This window comes from Gracilibacillus massiliensis (assembly GCF_001458115.1).
GTDB classification, from domain to species: Bacteria; Bacillota; Bacilli; order Bacillales; family Amphibacillaceae; genus Gracilibacillus; species Gracilibacillus massiliensis.
Genome location: NZ_CZRP01000013.1, coordinates 1494093 through 1515564, shown reverse-complemented (window position 1 = coordinate 1515564; position 21472 = coordinate 1494093). Strand labels below are relative to the sequence as shown.

17 protein-coding genes and 1 pseudogene are annotated in these 21472 nt (G+C 36.0%); 13 read left to right on the top strand and 5 right to left on the bottom strand.

Features of this window, described 5'->3' with window-relative positions; genetic code table 11:
• Positions 1-52: 52 nt before the first annotated feature.
• On the bottom strand, positions 53-637 hold the full coding sequence (locus BN3107_RS18910; RefSeq protein WP_058309168.1) for a TetR/AcrR family transcriptional regulator: 585 nt from the start codon (positions 635-637) through the stop codon (positions 53-55).
• 195 nt (positions 638-832) lie between these two features.
• On the opposite strand from BN3107_RS18910, the gene BN3107_RS18905 reads away from it, so the two are divergent.
• The gene (locus BN3107_RS18905) at positions 833-2458 is read left to right on the top strand and encodes an FAD-dependent monooxygenase (RefSeq protein ID WP_058309167.1); all 1626 of its coding nucleotides are present in this window, start codon (positions 833-835) and stop codon (positions 2456-2458) included.
• A 193-nt stretch (positions 2459-2651) separates the two neighbouring features.
• Here the strand turns inward: BN3107_RS18905 and BN3107_RS18900 are convergent.
• A pseudogene (locus BN3107_RS18900) lies at positions 2652-3929 on the bottom strand (IS1182 family transposase); the annotation flags it as partial.
• Positions 3930-4281: 352 nt separating this feature from the next.
• Entirely contained in the window at positions 4282-6012 is a 1731-nt protein-coding gene (locus BN3107_RS18895) for an IS1634 family transposase (protein ID WP_058309165.1), read from the bottom strand.
• Between the two features lie 298 nt (positions 6013-6310).
• Between BN3107_RS18895 and BN3107_RS18890 the strand changes: the two genes are divergently transcribed.
• The 4 genes from BN3107_RS18890 to BN3107_RS18875 all read left to right on the top strand — a co-directional run bounded on the left by BN3107_RS18890 (position 6311) and on the right by BN3107_RS18875 (position 10761).
• Complete coding sequence (locus BN3107_RS18890) at positions 6311-7597, top strand: adenylosuccinate synthase (RefSeq protein WP_058309164.1); 1287 nt, start codon at positions 6311-6313, stop codon at positions 7595-7597.
• Positions 7598-7827: 230 nt separating this feature from the next.
• Positions 7828-9231, top strand: coding sequence for a peptidoglycan DD-metalloendopeptidase family protein (locus BN3107_RS18885; RefSeq protein ID WP_058309163.1), 1404 nt, complete (start codon positions 7828-7830; stop codon positions 9229-9231).
• 160 nt (positions 9232-9391) lie between these two features.
• Positions 9392-9835, top strand: a complete 444-nt coding sequence (locus tag BN3107_RS18880) for an HTH domain-containing protein (protein WP_058309162.1) — start codon at positions 9392-9394, stop codon at positions 9833-9835.
• On the top strand, positions 9823-10761 hold the full coding sequence (locus BN3107_RS18875) for an IS3 family transposase (protein ID WP_058309161.1): 939 nt from the start codon (positions 9823-9825) through the stop codon (positions 10759-10761). The genes BN3107_RS18880 and BN3107_RS18875 overlap by 13 nt, the downstream gene beginning before the upstream one ends.
• On the opposite strand, the gene BN3107_RS18870 is transcribed toward BN3107_RS18875, so the two are convergent.
• A complete protein-coding gene (locus BN3107_RS18870) occupies positions 10685-11122 on the bottom strand; it encodes a hypothetical protein (protein WP_058309160.1) in 438 nt (145 codons plus the stop codon). The two genes, BN3107_RS18875 and BN3107_RS18870, sit on opposite strands and share 77 nt — an antisense overlap.
• Before the next feature lie 578 nt (positions 11123-11700).
• Between BN3107_RS18870 and yycF the strand changes: the two genes are divergently transcribed.
• The 7 genes from yycF (at position 11701) to manA (ending at position 19852) form a co-directional block, all read left to right on the top strand.
• On the top strand, positions 11701-12405 hold the full coding sequence (gene yycF / locus BN3107_RS18865) for a response regulator YycF (RefSeq protein WP_058309159.1): 705 nt from the start codon (positions 11701-11703) through the stop codon (positions 12403-12405).
• Positions 12406-12411: 6 nt separating this feature from the next.
• The gene (gene walK, locus BN3107_RS18860; protein ID WP_058309158.1) at positions 12412-14247 is read left to right on the top strand and encodes a cell wall metabolism sensor histidine kinase WalK; all 1836 of its coding nucleotides are present in this window, start codon (positions 12412-12414) and stop codon (positions 14245-14247) included.
• Positions 14244-15602: a YycH family regulatory protein gene (locus BN3107_RS18855; protein WP_058309157.1), complete on the top strand. Its 1359-nt coding sequence runs from the start codon at positions 14244-14246 to the stop codon at positions 15600-15602. Before walK ends, BN3107_RS18855 begins: the two co-directional genes overlap by 4 nt.
• Positions 15583-16518, top strand: a complete 936-nt coding sequence (locus BN3107_RS18850) for a two-component system regulatory protein YycI (RefSeq protein WP_058309156.1) — start codon at positions 15583-15585, stop codon at positions 16516-16518. Before BN3107_RS18855 ends, BN3107_RS18850 begins: the two co-directional genes overlap by 20 nt.
• Before the next feature lie 3 nt (positions 16519-16521).
• The gene (locus tag BN3107_RS18845; protein WP_058309155.1) at positions 16522-17319 is read left to right on the top strand and encodes an MBL fold metallo-hydrolase; all 798 of its coding nucleotides are present in this window, start codon (positions 16522-16524) and stop codon (positions 17317-17319) included.
• A gap of 21 nt (positions 17320-17340) precedes the next feature.
• Positions 17341-18573 (top strand): S1C family serine protease, encoded by a 1233-nt coding sequence (locus BN3107_RS18840; protein ID WP_058309154.1) that lies wholly within the window; start codon positions 17341-17343, stop codon positions 18571-18573.
• A 319-nt stretch (positions 18574-18892) separates the two neighbouring features.
• A complete protein-coding gene (gene manA, locus BN3107_RS18835) occupies positions 18893-19852 on the top strand; it encodes a mannose-6-phosphate isomerase, class I (RefSeq protein ID WP_058309153.1) in 960 nt (319 codons plus the stop codon).
• Positions 19853-20095: 243 nt separating this feature from the next.
• Here the strand turns inward: manA and BN3107_RS18830 are convergent, their stop codons facing one another.
• Positions 20096-20575: a DUF2798 domain-containing protein gene (locus BN3107_RS18830; protein ID WP_058309152.1), complete on the bottom strand. Its 480-nt coding sequence runs from the start codon at positions 20573-20575 to the stop codon at positions 20096-20098.
• Between the two features lie 170 nt (positions 20576-20745).
• Here BN3107_RS18830 and BN3107_RS18825 point away from each other — a divergent pair, with 170 nt between their 5' ends.
• A complete protein-coding gene (locus BN3107_RS18825; RefSeq protein WP_058309151.1) occupies positions 20746-21471 on the top strand; it encodes a M15 family metallopeptidase in 726 nt (241 codons plus the stop codon).
• The last annotated feature ends 1 nt before the right edge of the window (position 21472 follow it).

Here is a 21472-nt window from a genome sequence, read left to right as displayed (position 1 = left end):
CTCAGTTGATGCCGAAGTCGCTACGTTTCTAAGTGGGTGCTCTGGACTTTTCTTATATTGCGTTAATCGGTCCATTCCTTTCTAAAAATGTTAATTGTTTCGCCATATAGTGTGGGGAATAGGTCATTCCAGTTTGTACCCAGTATTTGATTAACCCAATACTTGCGGCTGCTACATAATGAACAACAATTTCTCGTGGAACCTTGGCGTTACTTTCATTTGGAGCCAGCTGTGCTAACGTATCGGATACAAACTGCTGGATACTAGTCGTCATTCGATTATGAAATAAAGTGACGCCATTTTCACCTAGCATTGTTTTAAAAAAAGATTGATGCTCGTACACGAACTGAAAAAGTTGTAAGTAAACATTGTTCGTTTCATCTTTGTCTGTAACTAATTCTTCCCGTTTATTTGGTGCAACTGCTTCAATAAAATCCCTTAGCATAGTTTCAATTGTTTGTTCTAGCAATTCATATTTATCATGGTAATGTTGATAAAAAGTGACCCGGTTTATTTCTGCTTTCTCCGCGAGATTTCCAACTGTTATTGCTTCAAATCCCTTCACCTCGATTAAATCTATTAAGGCCTCTTCCAAAAACTTTCGTGTTTTTTTTACCCTTGGATCCATTTTTTTCATTACAATTTCCCCCTAATTGTTAAATATTGCAGACAAAATTCACACTACCTTTCATTGTGTTGTTTTTACTACAATATGCAGATAATCATCTATTGTACGATCGTTATGGTCTATTTATAATTAAATTATACAACATGTTGTAGTAAAAATATACACAGTGTAAATTTCATTAAAAGGAAAAGAGGAGAATATACCATGAAGAAAGTACAAACAGATGTGATTGTAATTGGAGCCGGTCCGTCAGGTTTGATGGCAGCGAATCAATTGAGGCATTATAAAATCGACTATGTTTGTATCGAAAAGCAAAAGAATCGCTCCGTATTTTCAAAAGCAATGGGCATTCATGCTAGGACATTGGAAATGCTAGATTTACTTGGAATGGCTGAGCCCTTTATCGAACGTGGTTATCCAGCACATGGTGCTAAACTGTATATGGGCGAACAAAAGCAATCCATATTAGCTTTGCATCACATTGAAAGCAGGTTTCCCTATATGCTTGCTATCCCTCAAACAGAAACAGAAGAGATACTTGAAAACCATCTTAATAATAACGGTGGAACGATTAATAGAGGTGAAGAACTAATAGATGTGACAAATAGTGATGAAGGTGTTCGTGTAACGGTAGAAAAAGATGGTGAGACAATCGAGTATCATGGCCAATATTTACTAGCTTGTGATGGTGCCCATAGTAAAGTACGAGAGCAATTAGCGGTTGAATTTATCGGGGAAAAGGAAGGCAAGACATTTTTTCTTGGAGATATAGCAACATCTACAGTAGATCATTCCATGATTACTGGCTTTATTAATGAAAGAGGTGCAATTGTCTTTTTTCCATATCTGAATGGAACATTTCGATTAGTAGGCCTAGATCTTTCCATACAAGGGAAGAGACAACATCAGGATAAACTTTCATTACAAAAATTAAATCAACGTATTGATCATGTAACAAATAAATCAATTGATATCACGGATGCAAATTGGCTCACTTATTTTGGAACCGCACATAAGCAAGTGAAAAATTATCAGTATGGTCGAGTATTTTTTGTTGGAGATGCAGCACATATTCACAACCCGCTCGGAGGACAAGGAATGAATTTGGGTTTACAAGATGCAGCGAACATCTGCTGGAAACTTGCAACTGTCATTAAAGGTTATGCAAAAGCAAAGATACTTGAAACCTATGATCAAGAACGACGCCCGATAGCAAAGGATATTTTACAACAGACCAGTCGCTTACTAAGGTTTATATCGACAAAAGCAACAGTTGGAAAGGTTCGAAATTATGTGACAAAAGGGTTGTTAACCAGTTCCAAAATTCAATATCGTATTGCCAATAATTTATCCCATATTAAATACCATTATGATACCTCACCTTTTAATAAGAAATTGTCAGACTCCCGCTTAAAAAAGGATAGTTTACAAGCTGGTGAAAGAATTCCAGATGTTTCGTTTTTATATAAAGAGATACCAGATCGAAGGTTATATCAGTTGCTGCAAACACAGCCATTTCTATGTTTAGTCTATATGGAAGAACAAACAAAAGAAATCATTCAGTATGCCAACCTTTTGGCAGAGCAAATAACCAGTAAATACGGTGACTTGGTAAAAACTTTACTTGTAGTCAAAGGAGGAATTCCAAATATGGAAGGCAATCAACTACCGGTTATTTATGATGTATATAGGGAGTTTGAACAGAAATTCACGCTAAGTAATGGTCATACCATGTTGATCCGTCCTGATGCACATGTAGGATTTCACACAAAAGCACAGAACAATGAAGCCCTCATCGCTCACATAAACACATTTTTTAATAAGGCCTGAAACAACGAAACACGGGGACGGTTCTCGTGTTTCTTTTTTATTGTCAAAGTATAAATGAAACAGCAGAACCGTCCGGGATCAGTGAAAAAGTAATGTTTTTTATTGGAGATAGTAAAGAAGGGATTCTAAACAAAGCCAAAAATTGTTTTTGTATGAATTTTCGGTAATTTTTTAGGGGTATTTGAGGCTATTAGGCGGATGCTATTGCTGCTATCCGCTTAATGTTTGTTGCTATTGCTGCTAACTTTGATTGTTGAGACACGCTGAATAGACCATATCCCCTTGCTCGAGCTAGGCCATGGAATCGTTTAAGCTCCGCATTTTTCCCTTCAATAGAAGCTCTTTTTTTATATTTTTCTTTAAATTCTTCTCTCTTTTGATATTGAGATATGTCGTAGAACTCTGCCGTATTTAAACCAACTGTTAGAATTCTACGTGCTGCTTTTTTAGCGCACAAATCATGTAACGGACATGCTTTACACTGCTCGATATCAAAATAATACTTATATCCTTGCCTTTCCCCGTCCTTGTTTTTTGATGTGAAATATTTCTTTTTGACCGTGGTATTACCTTGGCTACAGGACCATTCATCCGAATCTTTGTTATAAGTAAAATTAGATTCATCTATACGATATACGGTAGAACTAACTGGAATAAAAGGTTGTGCCTCTATGGCTTCAATTGCTTCTAATATTGGTTTTCTAAAGTAAGCTTTGTCTCCATATACTTCTTCGATAGTCATTCCGCTTTTAAGTGTTAATTCCAATATCTCGTTCATGAAGCTACCATCCAAATAAGCACCGTGTCCCGTACGAACGGCCGTAATAATGCGTTCCACAGTAGTCATCATAAATTCTGCTTTAAATCCATAAAACGATTCTGTTTTACTTTTGCGACCTACCCTTGCATCTTCATCCACAATGGAGCGAACCCCTTTTTGATTTATAAATTTAGGGTCATAAAGAATGTCCTTCGCCTTCTGAATCCAGGAGCTGGTAAGCTCATGATCGGTTTTCTTAATTGTATTTGCCATAATGTGCGTGGCATCTATGCTCACACTACTCCCTTGTAATATGCCGTTTTCCACACATTGACGTACCATTTCTGTGAGGATACCATCAAGTGTATCCTCTCCAAGACGATGTGTTCTAAATTTGGAAAGAAGACTCTTGTCGGGTAATTCATCTTCAGGATTAATGCCTATAAAGTACATGAAAGCTAAATTTAAACGAGCTTCTACTTGTACTTTTTCGTCCGATAAATTGTATAAGTGTTGAAGAAAAAGTAGCTTACACATCATTTCCGGTTCTTTTGCTGGACGCCCAAAATCTTTACAATAGGTGTCTTCTAGCAATATATTAATAAAGCTAAAATCAATGACAGAAGAAATGACTTTTAGTATATGATTTTCTGGAATTTTATCGTATAATACAGAGTGAAAACTAGATTGCTTTGAATGATTTCGAAGCATGAAGAAAAACCCCCTAATGGTTTGGTATTTGGACGTACTAATTATACCATTTAGGGGGTTTTTATAGTGACATATCTTATTAAAATGTCACAAAAATCTATTATTTAATGACTTTTTTAAAATACAGGGGAATTCGGTGACTTTTTCACTGGTCCCGAACCGTCCCTGTGTTTCATTTTTCACGAACGATAATAATAATAACTACTGAAATTGTTCGTATATAAAATTGACATTGGTCTTTATCGGTGGTAAAATTAGTTTGGAATCCTGAGTTTTACAGTGGAATTAGACAAAAACACCCCTTCATCCCTTGGCGCACAAAGGAAGAAGGGGTATCTTATTTTTCAACTTTTCATCGTGAAATAGACCCTTTTTTCGTCTTCCCTAAAATTTTTTTAATTTCTCCTAATTTCCTATACCTTTTCGAGAAATCGATGTGAAATTTGGTTCCTAATTCTTCTAGAATGTCATCATAATAATCAAATAAATAATAATTCTGAGTGAGTTCCGTGCATTCCGCCTGACGTAAACTATCCAATAAATTGGCGACGCTATGCTTGCCGTCTGATTCTACCTGTAAAATACGCGCAAGCACAAGGGAGACAAAGCACGTAAGAAAATGGGCTTCAATGTGTTCTTTTCTGGATACGTAAACCGGTCGTGCTTCTAAGTCACTTTTGGTAATACGAAACGTTTCTTCAATTTGCCACAATCCCCGATACATATCAATAATCGCATCATCAGCTTCCCTGTATTCGCTTGTAATCAGCACATAGTACCCATCTAATGCTTCTTGTTCTTGTATTTTCTTCTCATTGAGGTGCAGTTGTTTCTTAGGTGTTAAGATTTCTCCTGTCGTTTTGTCGAACGCAATATCTTTAATATAGTTGCTTGCTCCAACGGATGTGGCTCTCTTATAAGCGCCAGGATTCTCCATTAATGCTTTCGCTTTTTGAATGACTTTCTCTCGTTCATATTTGGCTTTTTTGGCATATTTCGCACTCCAAAATACCACTTGTTTTTCATGTACTTGCTTTTTCATTTTGGATCCATTTTTCGCTGTTACCAGAATATCTCTTGGGTACAATCGGGACTTTCGCTTGTATTCCTTTCCAACCCATTGATAGTCTGCTTCGTTTTTGACATATTCTTTTAATTCTTTATTGGCACCACGTACCGACATACTGAATACATAGCCGTCTTTTGCTGATAAGGTAAACCAGATATTATCCCCCGTTGTCATTCCCTTGTCCGCCACAACTACGGCTCGTTTTATACCATAATCCAGTTTCAATTTTTTTAAGTTGGGACGATACGTCATACAATCATTGGTGTTGCCAGGGAATAGTTGATAAGTGATCGGTATTCCCTGGTTATCCATAAACAATCCCATCTGCACAATCGGATTCGGTCGATGCTCTTTCGACACTCCTTTACGCCGCATGTCTGTTTCATCGATCGTATCGGACTCAAAATAATAATTGGTCACATCATAAAAAACACGAGTGGTATCCCGTCCATATTGACTAGTCACTTGGTTATGTAGCCATTTCAACAAGTCATCCTTTTTTTCATGAAAGAAGGTGAGTGCGCGGTATACATCCGCCAATTCAAAAGTGTTTCGTTCAAAAAATAAAGAACGAGAGGCAAACGACTTCGCCTTGGAACCGGGATACAATAATCGCGTAAAAATTAATAATTTGAAAATAATATTAGGGTCAAAGGCAAAGGAGCGACGTCTGGCACGATTTTTCCAAAAGGTATCTAGCTGTAACTGATGATAAAGTTGGCTCAGGATCACGTGTCCAAAATTTTTGCGATAGTCCTTCTTCTTTTTTATCTTTTCGTTCGGAGAAAGTTCTAGTTGTATCGGTTCTTTTTGTGCTGCTTTCGCTTTCTTTAATTCCTCTACTCGTTTTTTAAAATGAGCAATCGGGTCGTCGTATTCTTTTTCTAATTCATCCAGATATCCCAAACTTTCTATGGTTACCTGACGATCATATTTTTTCTCTTTATCATAATAAGAATCCACAATCGATAAATGGATACGGCCTTTTTTGTTTTTCGTTTTTTTCAGATACACGTTATCACCTGTTTCGTTACTCGTTTTTATACTTATTATATCATGTTCCGTCATAAAACGCTATTAAAATATGACGAAAAATAAAATAAAAAAATAGCGCTCTAGGTTGTTAGAGCTACTTTTGCGCGACTTGTATGTGAAAGAGTACTGTAAAACTACCGTGTTTCATTTTTCACGAACGATAATAATAATAACTACTGAAATTGTTCGTATATAAAATTGACATTGGTCTTTATCGTTGGTAAAATTAGTTTGGAATGAATGAAATGAATAAATTGATAAGGCGGAGGTGCCGTTTATGTCTTCAGTAGTCGTTGTTGGAACACAATGGGGAGACGAAGGAAAAGGTAAGATTACTGATTTTCTTTCACAAAACGCAGAGGTAGTAGCACGTTATCAAGGTGGAAATAATGCAGGACACACTATAAAATTTGATGGTATTACATATAAACTACACTTAATTCCTTCAGGGATCTTTTTTGAAGATAAAGTGTGTGTACTTGGAAATGGAATGGTTATTGATCCCAAGGCAATGGTCGAAGAATTAAAATACTTACATGACAAAGACGTGAGCACAGATAATTTACGAATTAGTAACCGTGCCCATGTCATATTACCTTACCATTTAAAACTTGATATTTTACAAGAAGAAGATAAAGGTGTAAACAAAATAGGAACAACACGCAAAGGTATCGGTCCTGCCTACATGGACAAAGCGGCTCGTGTTGGAATTCGTATCGCAGATCTATTAGATAAAGAAGCATTTCGTGAAAAATTAGAAAGCAATCTAAAAGAAAAGAATCGTCTGTTTGAAAAAGTATATGAAACAGAACAAATTCAAGTAGAAGACATTCTAGAAGAATATTATGAATATGGACAGCAATTGAAAAAATATGTAGTAGATACATCTGTTGTGTTAAATGATGCATTAGATGATGGACGCCGAGTTCTATTTGAAGGTGCACAAGGTGTTATGTTGGATATTGACCAAGGTACCTATCCTTTTGTTACTTCGTCAAACCCGATTGCAGGTGGCGTAACGATTGGATCTGGCGTAGGCCCTTCTAAAATTGATCATGTCGTAGGTGTATCAAAAGCATATACAACTCGTGTTGGCGATGGACCTTTCCCAACAGAATTGCATGATGAAGTAGGCGATCAAATCCGCGAAGTAGGTAATGAATATGGCACAACAACAGGCCGAGCTCGTCGTGTTGGTTGGTTTGATAGTGTCGTTGTACGCCATGCTCGCCGTGTAAGTGGTATTACCGATCTTTCACTAAATTCTATTGACGTCCTAACGGGAATTGAGAAGTTAAAAATCTGTACTGCCTATAAATATAAAGGCGAAATTATGGAAGAATTTCCAGCAAGCTTAAAAATCCTAGCAGAATGTGAACCTGTTTACGAAGAATTACCAGGTTGGAAAGAAGACATTACAGGAGTAAAAAGTTTGCATGAGTTACCAGAGAATGCCCGTCATTACTTAGAACGTATCTCACAATTAACAGGTATTCCGCTGTCGATTTTCTCAGTAGGACCAGATCGTTCACAAACGAATATTGTAAGAAGTGTTTATAGTTAAATATTAGAAAAACCAGGCATTCGCCTATATAAATCAAAAGTCACTCAAATTAAAATTGAGTGACTTTTTTTACGGTCATTGTAAAATTATGGCTTTTATTATACAGTTTTGTTACATTACGATTAAAATTATTTTATCATAGTTTAATATATGATAGATTAGGTAAGGTAGAAAAACTCGAATTAAAGATAATATAAAGAAATGTTTTGGGGTTATAGGAGGAAGTAGGTATGCGAAGTAATGTAAAAGGGTTAGTCAAGCGGTTAACGATCGCTGGCGTGGTTGCAGCAGGTCTAACATCACAAGTTGTCTTGGCTGATGAGGCAGACTTAAGAAATGTCTATCATGTTTATGTAGATAATGAACATGTTGGGATGGTCGACAACAAAAGAGTCGTGGAAAGTTATATCACGGATAAACTCTCTGAACATCAAGAAGATAATGATTATACATATACAATAAATGAAGAGATTACCTATGTTACGGAACAAGTATTTTCTTCAAAAGCAGACAACCAAGAAGTATTGGATTATCTAGAAAATGACATAACAGTTGGTGTAGAAGCAAAAGCCTTAAAAATAGGCGACGAAGTAATTGGTTATTTTGAAGAAGAAGAAAAGGCAGACCAAGTTATTCAAGCCTATAAAGAAAAATTCGTTAGTGCTGATGTTCTCGAAACATTAGATAGTGATACAGAAGAAACAGAACCATTATCTGTAGGTGATTCTAATATTATAGACGTATCACTAACAGAAGAAGTTACACTTGAAGAAGAAAAAGTTTCAGAAGATAAAATTTTATCTGTCGAGGAAGGCATTACTTTATTAGAAAAAGGAACGTTAGAAGACAAAAAACATGTTGTCGATGCGGGTGATGTATTAGGCTCGATTGCAAGTGAATACGAACTATCATTAGATGAATTACTAGAACTGAATCCAGATTTAAATGAAGACTCTTTGATCCAAATCGGTGATGAGCTTCAGGTCACTTCCTATGAACCATTTGTAAAAGTAGTAGTTGTAGAAGAAAAGTTAGAAGAAGATGAAATTGCATATGAAACAAAAGTAGAAGAGTCTGAAGAAATGTATAAAGGTGAAGAAGAGGTAAAACAAGAAGGTGAAAATGGTACTGTTGAAACTCATTACCGAATTGAAAAAGTTAATGGTAAAAGTGTAGATATGGAAATCGTTGAAGAAAATATAACGAAAGAACCTACTAAAAAGATAGTTGTCAAAGGAACTAAAGTCGTTCCATCACGTGGTTCAGGCCAATTTGTGCGGCCGGCAGTTGGTGGTTATATTTCAAGTCATGTTGGCGAACGTTGGGGTTCTTACCACAAAGGAATCGATATTGCTGGTGTAAGTGATCGCTCTATTTTAGCAGCAGATAACGGTACAGTCACCTCGGCTGGATGGGACGATGGCGGTTATGGCAATAAAATTGTTATCAATCACAACAATGGCTATCGTACAATTTATGCTCACTTAGCATCGATTAACGTTTCATCAGGTCAAGTAGTAGAAGCAGGACAAAAAATTGGTGTTATGGGTACTACTGGCTTCTCTACAGGTATTCATTTACACTTTGAAGTTTATAAAGATGGTTCACTCGTAAATCCAGCTAATTTATTTTAACTCTATATAAGATATACCCAAAACTAAATATATTAAAACCCTTGTTACAAAATAAAATGGACCCTGTAAAACAGACACTGATAAAAAACTACCTATCAGTTCTGTTTTGCAGGGTTCTTTGTCGTATAATTATTTTATAATCATAAGTGAGGTTGATAATATGGGTGTGCATTATTTCTCGGATAAGCAAGCTGAAGAATTGAGAAAAAATCCTTATGTTGATAAGGTTTCGAACAAAGCTATTACTTATTCAGACGTCTTCAAACAACATTTCAAGAATGAACTAGATCTTGGTAAATTTCCTACGCAAATCTTTAGAGAAGCTGGATTTGATACGAAGGTGGTGGGGCAAGAAAGAATTAAATCGTTTTCTCATAGAGTGCGGAAAATGGCAGAGAGAGAAGCTGGTTTTACAGATTTACGTGCCCATCATTCTGGCCGAGTTTCAACGAAAGAGCGCACACCTGACGAGGAAATCGCCTATCTTAAACATCAAGTAACTATACAAAAACAACAAATTGAAGCTTTAAAAAAAATGAATTTTATCGATCGCAAAGCAGCCAAAGCTTTGCACAAGAAAAATATCAACTTATCCAAACATTAACGGAACGAGATCATAACCTCTTAAATATCAAGTGGCTATGTGAGATTGCACACGTTTCTCGCTCAGGTTATTATGCGTGGTTTAAGAATGAAGAAAGACGTAATGAGCGAGAAAGGCAAGATCGTGCTGCTTTTGAATCCATTCTGGAAGCGTACCAACATCGTGGATATAATAAGGGCTCAAGAGGTATTCATATGCGTTTGCTACAAACAGGAATCGTGATGAATCGTAAGAAGATTCGACGATTGATGAATAAATATCATTTGATATGTCCGATTAGAAAACCCAATCCATACAAACAAATGGCAAAGGCAAAACAAGAAAACATGACAAAGCCTAACCATTTGAATCGTCAATTTAAAGCTCACGGTCCCAAAATAGTTCTACTTACAGATATTACATATTTGTTCTTTGGACAAGGCAATAAAGCTTATTTAGTAACGATTAAAGATGCTTACACCAACCAAATTCTTTCGTATGTGCCGAGTGAATCGTTGGAAGTAGACTTTGTTTTGACTTGTATGGAACAATTGGTAGAAAACCATTCTATTCCTAAAAGCCAAAAAACCTTGATCCATTCCGATCAAGGCATACACTATACAAGTATGAAATTTCAATCTCTACTAAATGACAAAGAATTACGTCAATCGATGTCACGGCGTGGGAACTGTTGGGACAATGCACCGCAAGAATCTTTCTTTGGTCACATGAAAGATGATTTGGGAAGTCTGAAAAACGTCAATACGTTTAAGGAACTTTGTGTAAAAATGGATGACTATATGGATTACTACAACAATGACCGTTATCAGTGGAATCTCGCAAAATTATCCCCAAACCAATATGCGGAATTTATTCAAACGGGAGATTATCCTCTTGCTCATCTAGTGAAGACACCGGAGGTTCCAACGGTTCAAAAACAGAACTGAAATCTTCTTTAAATCGTTGCCCATATTTTTTATGCAGTTCATCAAATCGCCCTGATTGAAAAACATCATTTACAGAAAAATCAGGGTCCAACATTGCCTGTACATATAGGTCGTACTCTAATTCAATGGATGAATGTTTCAAGATCCATTTTAACTGATCAATGAAGTACGATGTAGAAATCATTTGGTAGGTTACCTGTCGATATTCTAAAAAGTATTGCCATTGTTCTTTTTCTGAAAGGATTTCAAAATATCTTACCATCCAATTTGGATAGGTTCCTAACCTGTGCTCTTCTTGGAAAACGGAAAACTCTAGTGTGATTAAACTTTTAGAATAATTCATCATCATATTGGATGACAAAAGCACACGCTCTCGGTTTTGAGCGTGTGCTTTGACATGTCATCGCTCCTCCTATGGAACAAGTATAAGAGGTATGAGTGATGAAAGTTAGTGGTTTTTTTCAAAGTGTCCTTGACATAGGGTCCACTTTAAAAAGTAGCAAGGGTTTTTTTCACACTTTAGTAAAAATAGTGATTGGAACAGCTTCAGCACTAACTAAAGGCTAAGCGAATGCAAGGTTTTCTTAATAAAAACCAACATATCGCCCAAACCAAGCGGAGAAGAGGCAGTCTAATGTCCGATAAACCAATATATCGCCCAAACCAAGCGGAGAAGAGGCAGTCTAATGTCCGATAAACCAATATATCGCCCAAACCAAGCGGAGAAGAGGCAGTCTAATGTCCGATAAACCAACATATCGCCCAAAACAAACGGAGAAGAAGCACTCTTCTGTCTGATAAACCAATATATCATCTAAAACAAAGAAACTAGCGCTTCGTTTTTCAAATAAACAGCGTACAATACGATAAGACATTTTTGCTATTTTCGGTTAGAATAGAACATGAAGGAAAATTTAATTTTAAAAAGGACGTGCTTTTATGAGTCAAAAAATATTAGTTGTAGATGACGAAAAGCCTATTGCAGATATATTAAAATTCAATTTAGAAAAAGAAGGTTACGAAGTTTTATGTGCCTATGACGGTGACGAGGCAATTGAATTAGCAACTACTAAAGATCCAGATTTAATTCTGTTAGATATTATGTTACCAAATAAAGACGGCAATGAAGTATGCCGTGAAGTAAGAAAAACGCATAGTATGCCTATCATTATGTTAACAGCGAAAGACGCTGAGATCGATAAAGTGTTAGGACTAGAATTAGGTGCAGATGACTATGTAACAAAGCCTTTTAGTAACAGAGAGTTAGTGGCAAGAGTGAAGGCGAATCTGAGACGACTACAAGTAGAGCCAGCCAATCAAAAAAGGGATACAAAAGATATTTCGATCGGAACATTGGTTATTCATCCAGATGCCTATACCGTTACCAAAGATGGCGAATACATCGAATTAACCCATCGTGAATTTGAATTACTTCATTATCTAGCACGTCATATTGGACAAGTCATGACAAGAGAACATTTGCTAGAAACTGTTTGGGGTTATGATTATTATGGAGATGTGCGAACGGTAGATGTCACCGTTAGAAGGCTCCGAGAGAAAATTGAAGACAATCCGAGTAATCCTTTATGGATCGTTACTAGAAGAGGTGTCGGCTATTATTTGCGTAATCCTGAACAGGAGTAATGTCTTATGAAAAGAGTTAGCTTTTTTCAGTCGATTCGGCTAAAAATTATTGTTATTCTCACTTTATTTTTGTTATTAGCAATTCAAGTAATTGGTACCTATTTTGCACAAAAATTAGAGGATAGTTTATATAACAACCATTATCAGAATGTTGAGGAAAGATTAAATGTATTGGAAAGCAATTTAGAGGAGGCCTTTCTAAAAGAACGATCAGATGATGAAGAGAGTCTAACCTTACAAGAAGAAGTACGGAATATAACCTCAAGGTATTCTGGATCAACATATTCTGGTGAGATTTTTTCTGATTTAAAAGTGATCGATTCTCAATTTCGTGTACTTGGTGCCAATCGCCTTGATATGATAGGCAAAAAAATATCGGGTAATACAAGTATTCGTTTAGCTGTCGTTCATGGACAACAAAAAGAGGATATAAAAAGGAATGCCAAGGATCGAGTTTTAGTTCGGACGATACCTATCATGGATGGAGATGTTCCGGTTGGTGCTATCTATACCGAATCCTCCATTGAAGAGGTATATACGCAACTAGAAGAAATTAATCGTATTTTTCTTAATGGCACGATTCTAGCAACATTCGTATCTATCATTTTAGGGGTTTTGGTAGCTCGCACCATTACCAAACCTATAACCGAGATGCGAAAACAGGCAATGGTAATGGCAAGAGGAGATTTCACAAAAAAGGTAAATGTTTATGGGCAAGATGAAATTGGCCAATTGGCAATTACATTTAATGATATGAATGATCGTTTAAAATTAGCAAATCAAACAACAGAAGAAGAACGAAGAAAGTTAAGTTCCGTCCTTTCTAATATGTCTGATGGTGTGATCGCAACTGATGAACATGGAAGGATTACGTTAATGAATGATCCTGCTACCCATCTCATTGGTATGACACTCCATGAAGCTAAGGGACAACCGATCGTGGAAATTCTGCAGATAGAAGATAAAGTAATTAATGTACAGGAATTAGAAGAAACAGGTTCTTTGACAATTGATTTTAGTGATGAGGATCAATTATTTTTAATGAAAGCAAACTTTTCCATCGTACAAGATGAAGAAGGCAACTTTTCGGGATTAATTACGGTGATCAGTGATGTTACCGAACAAGAGAAAGTGGATCGCGAACGGAAAGAATTTGTTTCCAATGTTTCACATGAATTAAGAACACCATTAACCACAATGAGAAGTTATTTAGAAGCGCTGACAGATGGTGGTGCATTGGAAGATAAAGAATTAGCACCACAATTTATACAAGTAACTCAAAATGAAACGGAAAGAATGATTCGGTTAGTTAACGATTTATTACAATTATCTAAAATGGATCATAAGGAAAGTGCAATTTTCAAAGAAAAAATCGATATTGTCCCTGTCTTACACCATATTCTAGATCGATTTGAAATGAATAAGACAGAACTAATTGATTTTGAACGTAAAATCCCGAATGAACGGATATTTGTTTGGGTTGATCAAGATAAAATAACACAAGTAACAGACAATATTCTATCGAATGCGATTAAATATTCACCAGAAGGCGGAAAAATTTCCTTCCAAGCTGTAAAAGAACAAAATCGATTACGAATCAGTATTAGTGATCAAGGGTTAGGGATAGCCCGTGAAAAATTAGATAAAATATTTGAACGTTTTTATCGTGTAGATAAGGCAAGATCACGTGAACTTGGAGGAACTGGTTTAGGGCTAGCTATTTCCAAGGAAATAATTGACGTACACCACGGAAAAATTTGGGCAACTAGTAAAGAAGGACAAGGAACGACTATTAATTTTACACTACCGCTCATGAACAGAAAGCGAGGTAGTAGAAGATGAAAATAGAACTGCTAAAAACGGTGTTGCTCGTCTTTTTAGTTTCATTAAGTTTGTTATTAACGTTAGGTATATGGAATTACCAGGGGAATTATGAAAATTCTAGAAGAGATCAAGCAGCAGATGCTCAATTAAATGGTGCTGAATTAACAAAAAACGACTTGATTCAACCCTCTCAAATTGTTATACATGATAGAGATTCTTTAATGGGTTTTACGGAAAAAGAAACCGAATTATCTGTGTTTAACGATATTTCAGAATGGTCTCTTTATGATTTTGAAATGATTTCAGAGGAAGAGGAGTTTAATAAAGAGGAAACGGAAAAGATGATTGAAATTATTTTCCCAACCTCGCTTCCTTCTTCCCAAATAAATGAAGTATTTTCAACAGATGATAGTATGGTGATCGATAGTAAATTCAAAAAGGTTTATTTGGTTGTAGATGAAGATGTGACAAATCAGCAAATCGTTTTTGATAATAGTGAATCGGATGGAATTGATATTCGAGCTAATGTTCAAAATATGTCTGAAGTTGCAGAGTATTTTAATCGTCTCCATTTAGTTCATGATTTTACTCCTTATCTAGAAGTAGAGTTAACTAATAATATAGTCTATATTCCAACAGAACCGAATATTATGGGGCGTAAGTTTCGTTATGAGACAATTAACCCTGATTCGCTAAATTTCCTAGAGATCTTTTTCCCGAATACTTCTAATGTTGCAAGCTCACCAAACTATGAAGGCGGTGAGGTATACAGTGATGGCTACAGAGAGCTAGCTGTAAAGGGACATGCCATGGAATTCACAGATCCGACTACATCGGAAAATTTGCAAGACCAAGGCATGCAACAACAGAATGGAAATAGTAATATTGCTGATTATCTTCTTTCCAATTCGATTGAGTATATTAATGCTCATAATGGTTGGCTAGTAGATCAAAGTATTCAATATCGCTTGTATAATTTAAATGAAATCAGCAATTGGATTGAATATCGAATGGTTTATGACAACTATCCGATTTTCTCTAATCAAGGTTTCGCATCAATGTCTGTGGAGTATCGAAACCTAAGTGAATATCAATATGCGCGCCCTCTCATGCAATTAACGTTTTCTTATGATCGTACACCTACTTCTTTAATGCAAGGGGAAGAATTAATTAAGTACTTAGAGCGAAGTGAGGATATTTCCTATAATCAGATTTTAGATATTCAACTAGGTTATCGGATTGAACAAGGAGGGCAAGTTTTCGATTTAATCCCAACTTGGATTATTGAAACACATGCTGGATGGGAATATGTAACCAGTGATGCTACTTCTGCTAGTCAAGGAGGGAATACAAATGCAATGGGGACAAATTAAAACACTTTTCATTCTTTGTTTTCTTATCCTAAATATATTTTTGTTAAATCATTTTTTAGAAAATTTAACAGGTGATTTACCTTTAATAGAAGATATGTCAAGAGAAGAAAATGTCAGAAATAATGTGAATGGTTTAGATCATATTCCCGAGGAACCTCCAGCAGAGGAAGCAATGTTATATGCTCAACGTAAGGAATTTACCGAAGAAGAAACGAAAGAAATAATGGAGTTGCCCGATCAAAATAATATAGTTATTGATAATCATTTGATTATTTCACAAATGGAATCTCCCTTAGCAATAAGTGTCGAAGAAAATACAGAAGCATTGAGCGAACATATTTGGAATTTCGACAGCTATCAGTATTTTGGAAAAGATGAAAAGACGAATACGCACATATTTTTCCAAACAATTGATCGTCCAATCTATTTTAATTTGAGCGGTGTCTTGTTAATTCAGGAAAATGAACAAAATGAAGTGGTTCATTATGTACAAACAATGTTGGAAAAAGCGGACGAGGAAACCGAACAAGAGGAAATTAATAAACCATTTGATGCACTTACTGGATTGTATTTTAGTGAAGGTAATATTGTATCAGGTGATGAAATTACCAAAGAAGTAAGGCTTGGTTATCACAACTTATTACCATTACCAAATGGTGTGCAAATGCTAGCTCCTACCTGGGAGTTTGAAGTAAATAATGACGAACATTTCTATGTGAATGCTGTTGAAAGTCATTATACAATCAGAGAGAAGAATGAATTTATCATCGAAATGAAGGATCAGATAGCAGAATATTTTGTTGAAGGAAGTTCAGCTGTCATCGAAGCAAGCAATGAAGATTGGGAAGAAGAAGATTTAGAACAACTTTTAGAAAGACTACTAGACAATATAGAGTTAACAAACGGAGTGGAGTAAGAAATGACTTTTCATTTTAGTGTATTAGCATCCGGTAGTACGGGGAATGCTTTTTATATCGGGACCGAGAAAGAAAAGATATTAGTGGATGCGGGATTAAGTGGTAAGGAAATGACTCGTTTATTTTCAGAAATTAATGTAGATCCAAATAGTTTGTCGAAAATATTAGTAACACACGAACATAGTGACCATATTAAGGGTCTGGGCATATTTGCAAGAAAGTATAATTTGCCGATATATGCCAACGAAAAGACGTGGAAGGCAATGGATCATGCAATCGGAAAAATTGAATTGGATCAAAAGTTTGTCTTTAACATGGAAGAAACGAAAACATTTGGTGATATCGATGTAGAATCCTTTGCTGTTTCGCACGATGCGGCAGAGCCAATGTTTTATACCTTCCATCATAATGGAAAGAAAGTGGCCCTTGTAACGGATTTAGGGTATGTATCGGAAAGAATCAAAAAAACCGTACAAGGAGCAGACGCGCTTATTTTCGAAGCAAACCATGATGTAGGAATGCTGAGAATGGGGCGCTATCCTTGGAGCGTCAAACGACGTATCTTGGGCGATAGTGGTCATGTTTCAAACGAAGACTGTGCGATCGCATTAAAGGATATCATTGAAAATGAAACTAAACGTATTTATTTGGCCCATTTAAGCAAAGATAATAACATGAAGGATTTAGCAAGAATGTCAGTGGAAAATGGTTTAACGGACTATGGTTTTGCACTTGGCGATCAATTATCACTACATGATACAGATCCAAAAGTACCAACGCCGATCTATGAAGTAGTGTAATTTAGTAAAGAAGGTGAAGTAATGGGCTACTATGATGACCATTATTTGTCCAGACAAAAACAAAAGAAAAATAAATGGCTGATGCCTTTTATCATTGGTGTTGTATTAGGGGCGTTTTTATTTGCGGTACTGTTACCGTCTTTGGTCACCAACAACCTCCTGCCATACCAAGTAATTATCGGCAGTGATCCTACAGAGTCATCGTACAGTAGTGAAATAGAGGGTAACACCCCGTCACCAACAAGTGTGACAAATGTAGCAGTGGATATATCGACTAGAATCTCAGAAATTGTCGCAGAAGTATCTCCAGCAGTGGTTGGCGTTACCAATATTCAAAATCAATTAGATTTCTGGCAACAGGAAGAGTCTGGCGAAGAAGGAACTGGATCTGGTGTCATTTATAAAATCGAAGGCGATCGTGCGTTTATTGTGACCAATTATCATGTCATACAAGAAGCTGATCAAATTGAGGTTGTCCTCTCAGATGAAGAAAAGGTAGAAGCAACAGTTGTCGGTAGTGATTTATACACGGATTTAGCCGTGATTGAAATGGATGCTAGTTATGTAACGAAAGCAATCGAATTAGGTAATTCCGCAAACGTTCATGTTGGCGAACCAGCAATCGCGATCGGAAATCCGCTTGGAATGCATTTATCTGGTTCGGTAACGCAAGGTATTATTAGCGGAAAACAACGTGCTATCCCACAAGATTTTAATATGGATGGTAGAGCGGATTGGCAAGCGGAAGTTATTCAGACAGACGCAGCGATTAATCCTGGTAATAGTGGTGGGGCGTTATTAAATATGGAAGGGCAATTAATTGGGATCAATTCAATGAAAATTGCACAATCTGCCGTTGAAGGTATTGGTTTTGCCATACCAATTGATGACGCCATACCTATTATTGAGGAACTTGAAAAAGATGGAGAAGTTAATCGTGCTTATTTAGGGGTAGAAGCCTATTCGTTAAACGACATCGCACAAGTAGAGTGGGAACGTAGCTTAAATCTGCCTGAGAGTGTAGAGGGTGGCATTTATATTAGAAGTGTTGAGCCGATGTCACCGGCTGACAAAGGTGGACTTGAAGCCTATGATGTAATAACCAACCTTGACGGCGAAGCCATTGAAAATATTGTCGATTTAAGAAAACATCTCTATTCAGAAAAAACAATAGGTGATAACTTAACGATTACCTATTATCGTGATGGAGAGCAACGTGAAACAACAGTAGCATTATCATCTTTATCGTATTAATAATGTGTGGATAACAATTTTAAAAGTTGTTATCCACATTTTTTATGAGTTATTCACATCTTGTGGATTGTGTTTTGGGTTAAATTCTATATATGGTGGAGAACATAAATTCCGATACGATATATACGAAAAAAATGTGAGTATGTGTATAAGTTTGTGGATAAGCCTATGATTTTGCTGTAGATCTGTTAATAACTGTTGATTTTCGTGCATTGGGAACAAAAATGTGGATAAAGTAATAGATATAAATTGATTTTACATATAGAAGGTAGTATCTTTTTAGTAAGATAGAACAGAAACGATAAGGGAGAGTCTATTTATGTATCAAGAACCAATTTTTCTGCAACCGAACTTTCAGGAACGGATTTGGGGTGGACAAAAGCTACATACAGAGTTTCAATACACCATTCCCTATCAAAGAACTGGTGAGGCATGGGCGATCTCAGCACATGAAAACGGACCAAGTAAAATCGTAAATGGTGAATTAAAAGGCAAAACGTTATTAGATGCATGGAAAAACCACGGGGAACTATTCAATAAGGCTGTGGATAACACCGAAGCTTATCCACTGTTAATAAAAATATTAGACGCAAATGATAATTTATCAGTGCAAGTACACCCAAATGATCAATATGCAAGAGAAGTAGCAAATGAAGCATACGGAAAAACAGAATGCTGGTATGTATTAAGTGCTGAAGATGATGCAGAATTAATCATCGGTCATCATGCCCAATCAAGACAAGAATTAACCGAAATGATTGATCAAGGGAAGTGGGATCAGTTATTACGAAAAGTAAAAGTAAAGAAAGGCGATTTTGTTTATGTACCAAGTGGAACGATTCACGCTATTGGTAAAGGAATTGTCATCCTAGAAACACAGCAAAGCTCAGACATAACCTACCGAGTATATGATTATGATCGAACCGATTCAGAAGGAAACACAAGAGAATTACACTTAAAGCAAGCAAAAGAAGTAACCACTGTTCCACATGAAACGCCGGAACTAACGCAAACCATTGAAGAAAAACAAGGCTTAACGGAAAAGAAATTAGTTGAAGAGAAATACTTTACAGTCTATCATTGGGATCTTAACGGTTCTGTAGAATTAGTAAGAGAAGCTGATTTCTTACAGGTGAGTTTGGTAGAGGGTGAAGCAACGATAACAGTCAATAACCAATCGTTTGATATTAAAAAAGGTGATCACTTTATCGTACCAGCTACTATTCAAGATTATCGTCTGGAAGGAAAAGCAGAATTTCTTGTTTCGCATACATCTTAAGCAACTGTTTTTAAGCAATACAAGTGTAAAACTTGTATTGCTTATTTTTGTTGGAACAATTGATTTCTTACGGACACAATTTTAAAAAAAGAAAATTTTTGTCCGTAACAAGCGATCTTATGGACAAAAATACGCTGATCAGTCAATTATTGTCCATAAGAATTAATCTTACGGACATAAAATCAAAATTTAGAGATCTTTTGTCCGTAAGAAAGGATCTAAGGGACAAAAAATTAATATCTTTCATATTCTGTCCGTAAGATTTGTTGCGGGTTTAATGAATTTAGTTAATAGAGCACGAGCGATTGGACCAACAATCAGTAACTGTGTTGGAAGTGCTACAATAAAGTTTAAACCAACTAATTTTAAGTAAACTGTTAAAAGCGATCCTTCAATTCCTATCGTTAGTGCCGTTATAATAAGGCCATACACTGACATAATCAAAACCATTAGTGGAACCATACAAAAACCAATTGCGACAATAATGTTGATCTCTTTCGTTTTGTCATATGGTAGTGATAGTGCTAGTTTACGCGCGTGTGGTTCAACTAACGATTCTGCGATAAAAGCAATTATAAATGTTACAGCAAATTGGATAAGTACACTAGTTACTGTAAGTGATGAAAATCCATGCAAAGCTAGATTGTAGACCGACATGATCGTAACCATTCCAATACACATAAAAACTCCGAAAATAATACCCTCTTTTTTATTACTTGGCAAATTAAAAACTTCCTTTCTTTTTAAACAGATACGTGTAATTATATAGAAAATGAAATTGCTTCATAAGTGACAATTTTGTGAACAAATATTTTGTTTCATGTGAAACAGAGATAACGTTTTATCACCAATTTTGTTATGATAGTATCAGAAGTAAATAAGGAGAAATCGATATGTTTAATAAAAAAATTCCAGGGGAAGTTCATCCCGATTTTAAAAAGAAAGAAATCATGATAAAAGAATCTGGAGAAAAATTGATGAATGTAAAAGACTACAAATCACAACGTATTATAGAAGAACCGATGTATAGCCATTTAAACATCACAGGAGCCTTGTCACATTGTTATCTAAGAGAGTCTGTTCTAGATTTATTAGAAAAAGCGGCACAAAAATTGCCCTCCGGTTATCAATTTGTGATTTGGGATGGCTTTAGACCATATCATGTTCAAAAAGCAATATATGATCAATTTTTTGAACAAATCAAAAGAGAAAACCCACATGCTTCAAAAAAAGAATGGTCGGAGAAAACCGAAAATTTTGTTTCATGGCCTTCCATTGATAAAAACGCGCCTGCTCCACATACAACAGGCGGAGCAGTTGATCTGACGATTATTAATGAATTTGGAGAATATCTAGATTTTGGCACGGAATTTGATGATTTTTCCGAAATGGCTAATACCGCTTATTTTGAAAAGAAAGCAACAATACAGAAACTAACATTGCGAGAACAAAATATTTTAGAGAATCGTCGTTTGTTGTATCATTCCTTAATCGAAGTTGGATTTAGCAATTATCATCAGGAATGGTGGCATTTTGATTATGGGAATCCTTGGTGGGCTCAAAATAAAGAACAGAGTACGGCTATCTATGGTGTTGCGGATTTAGAGGGGGAAGCATAAG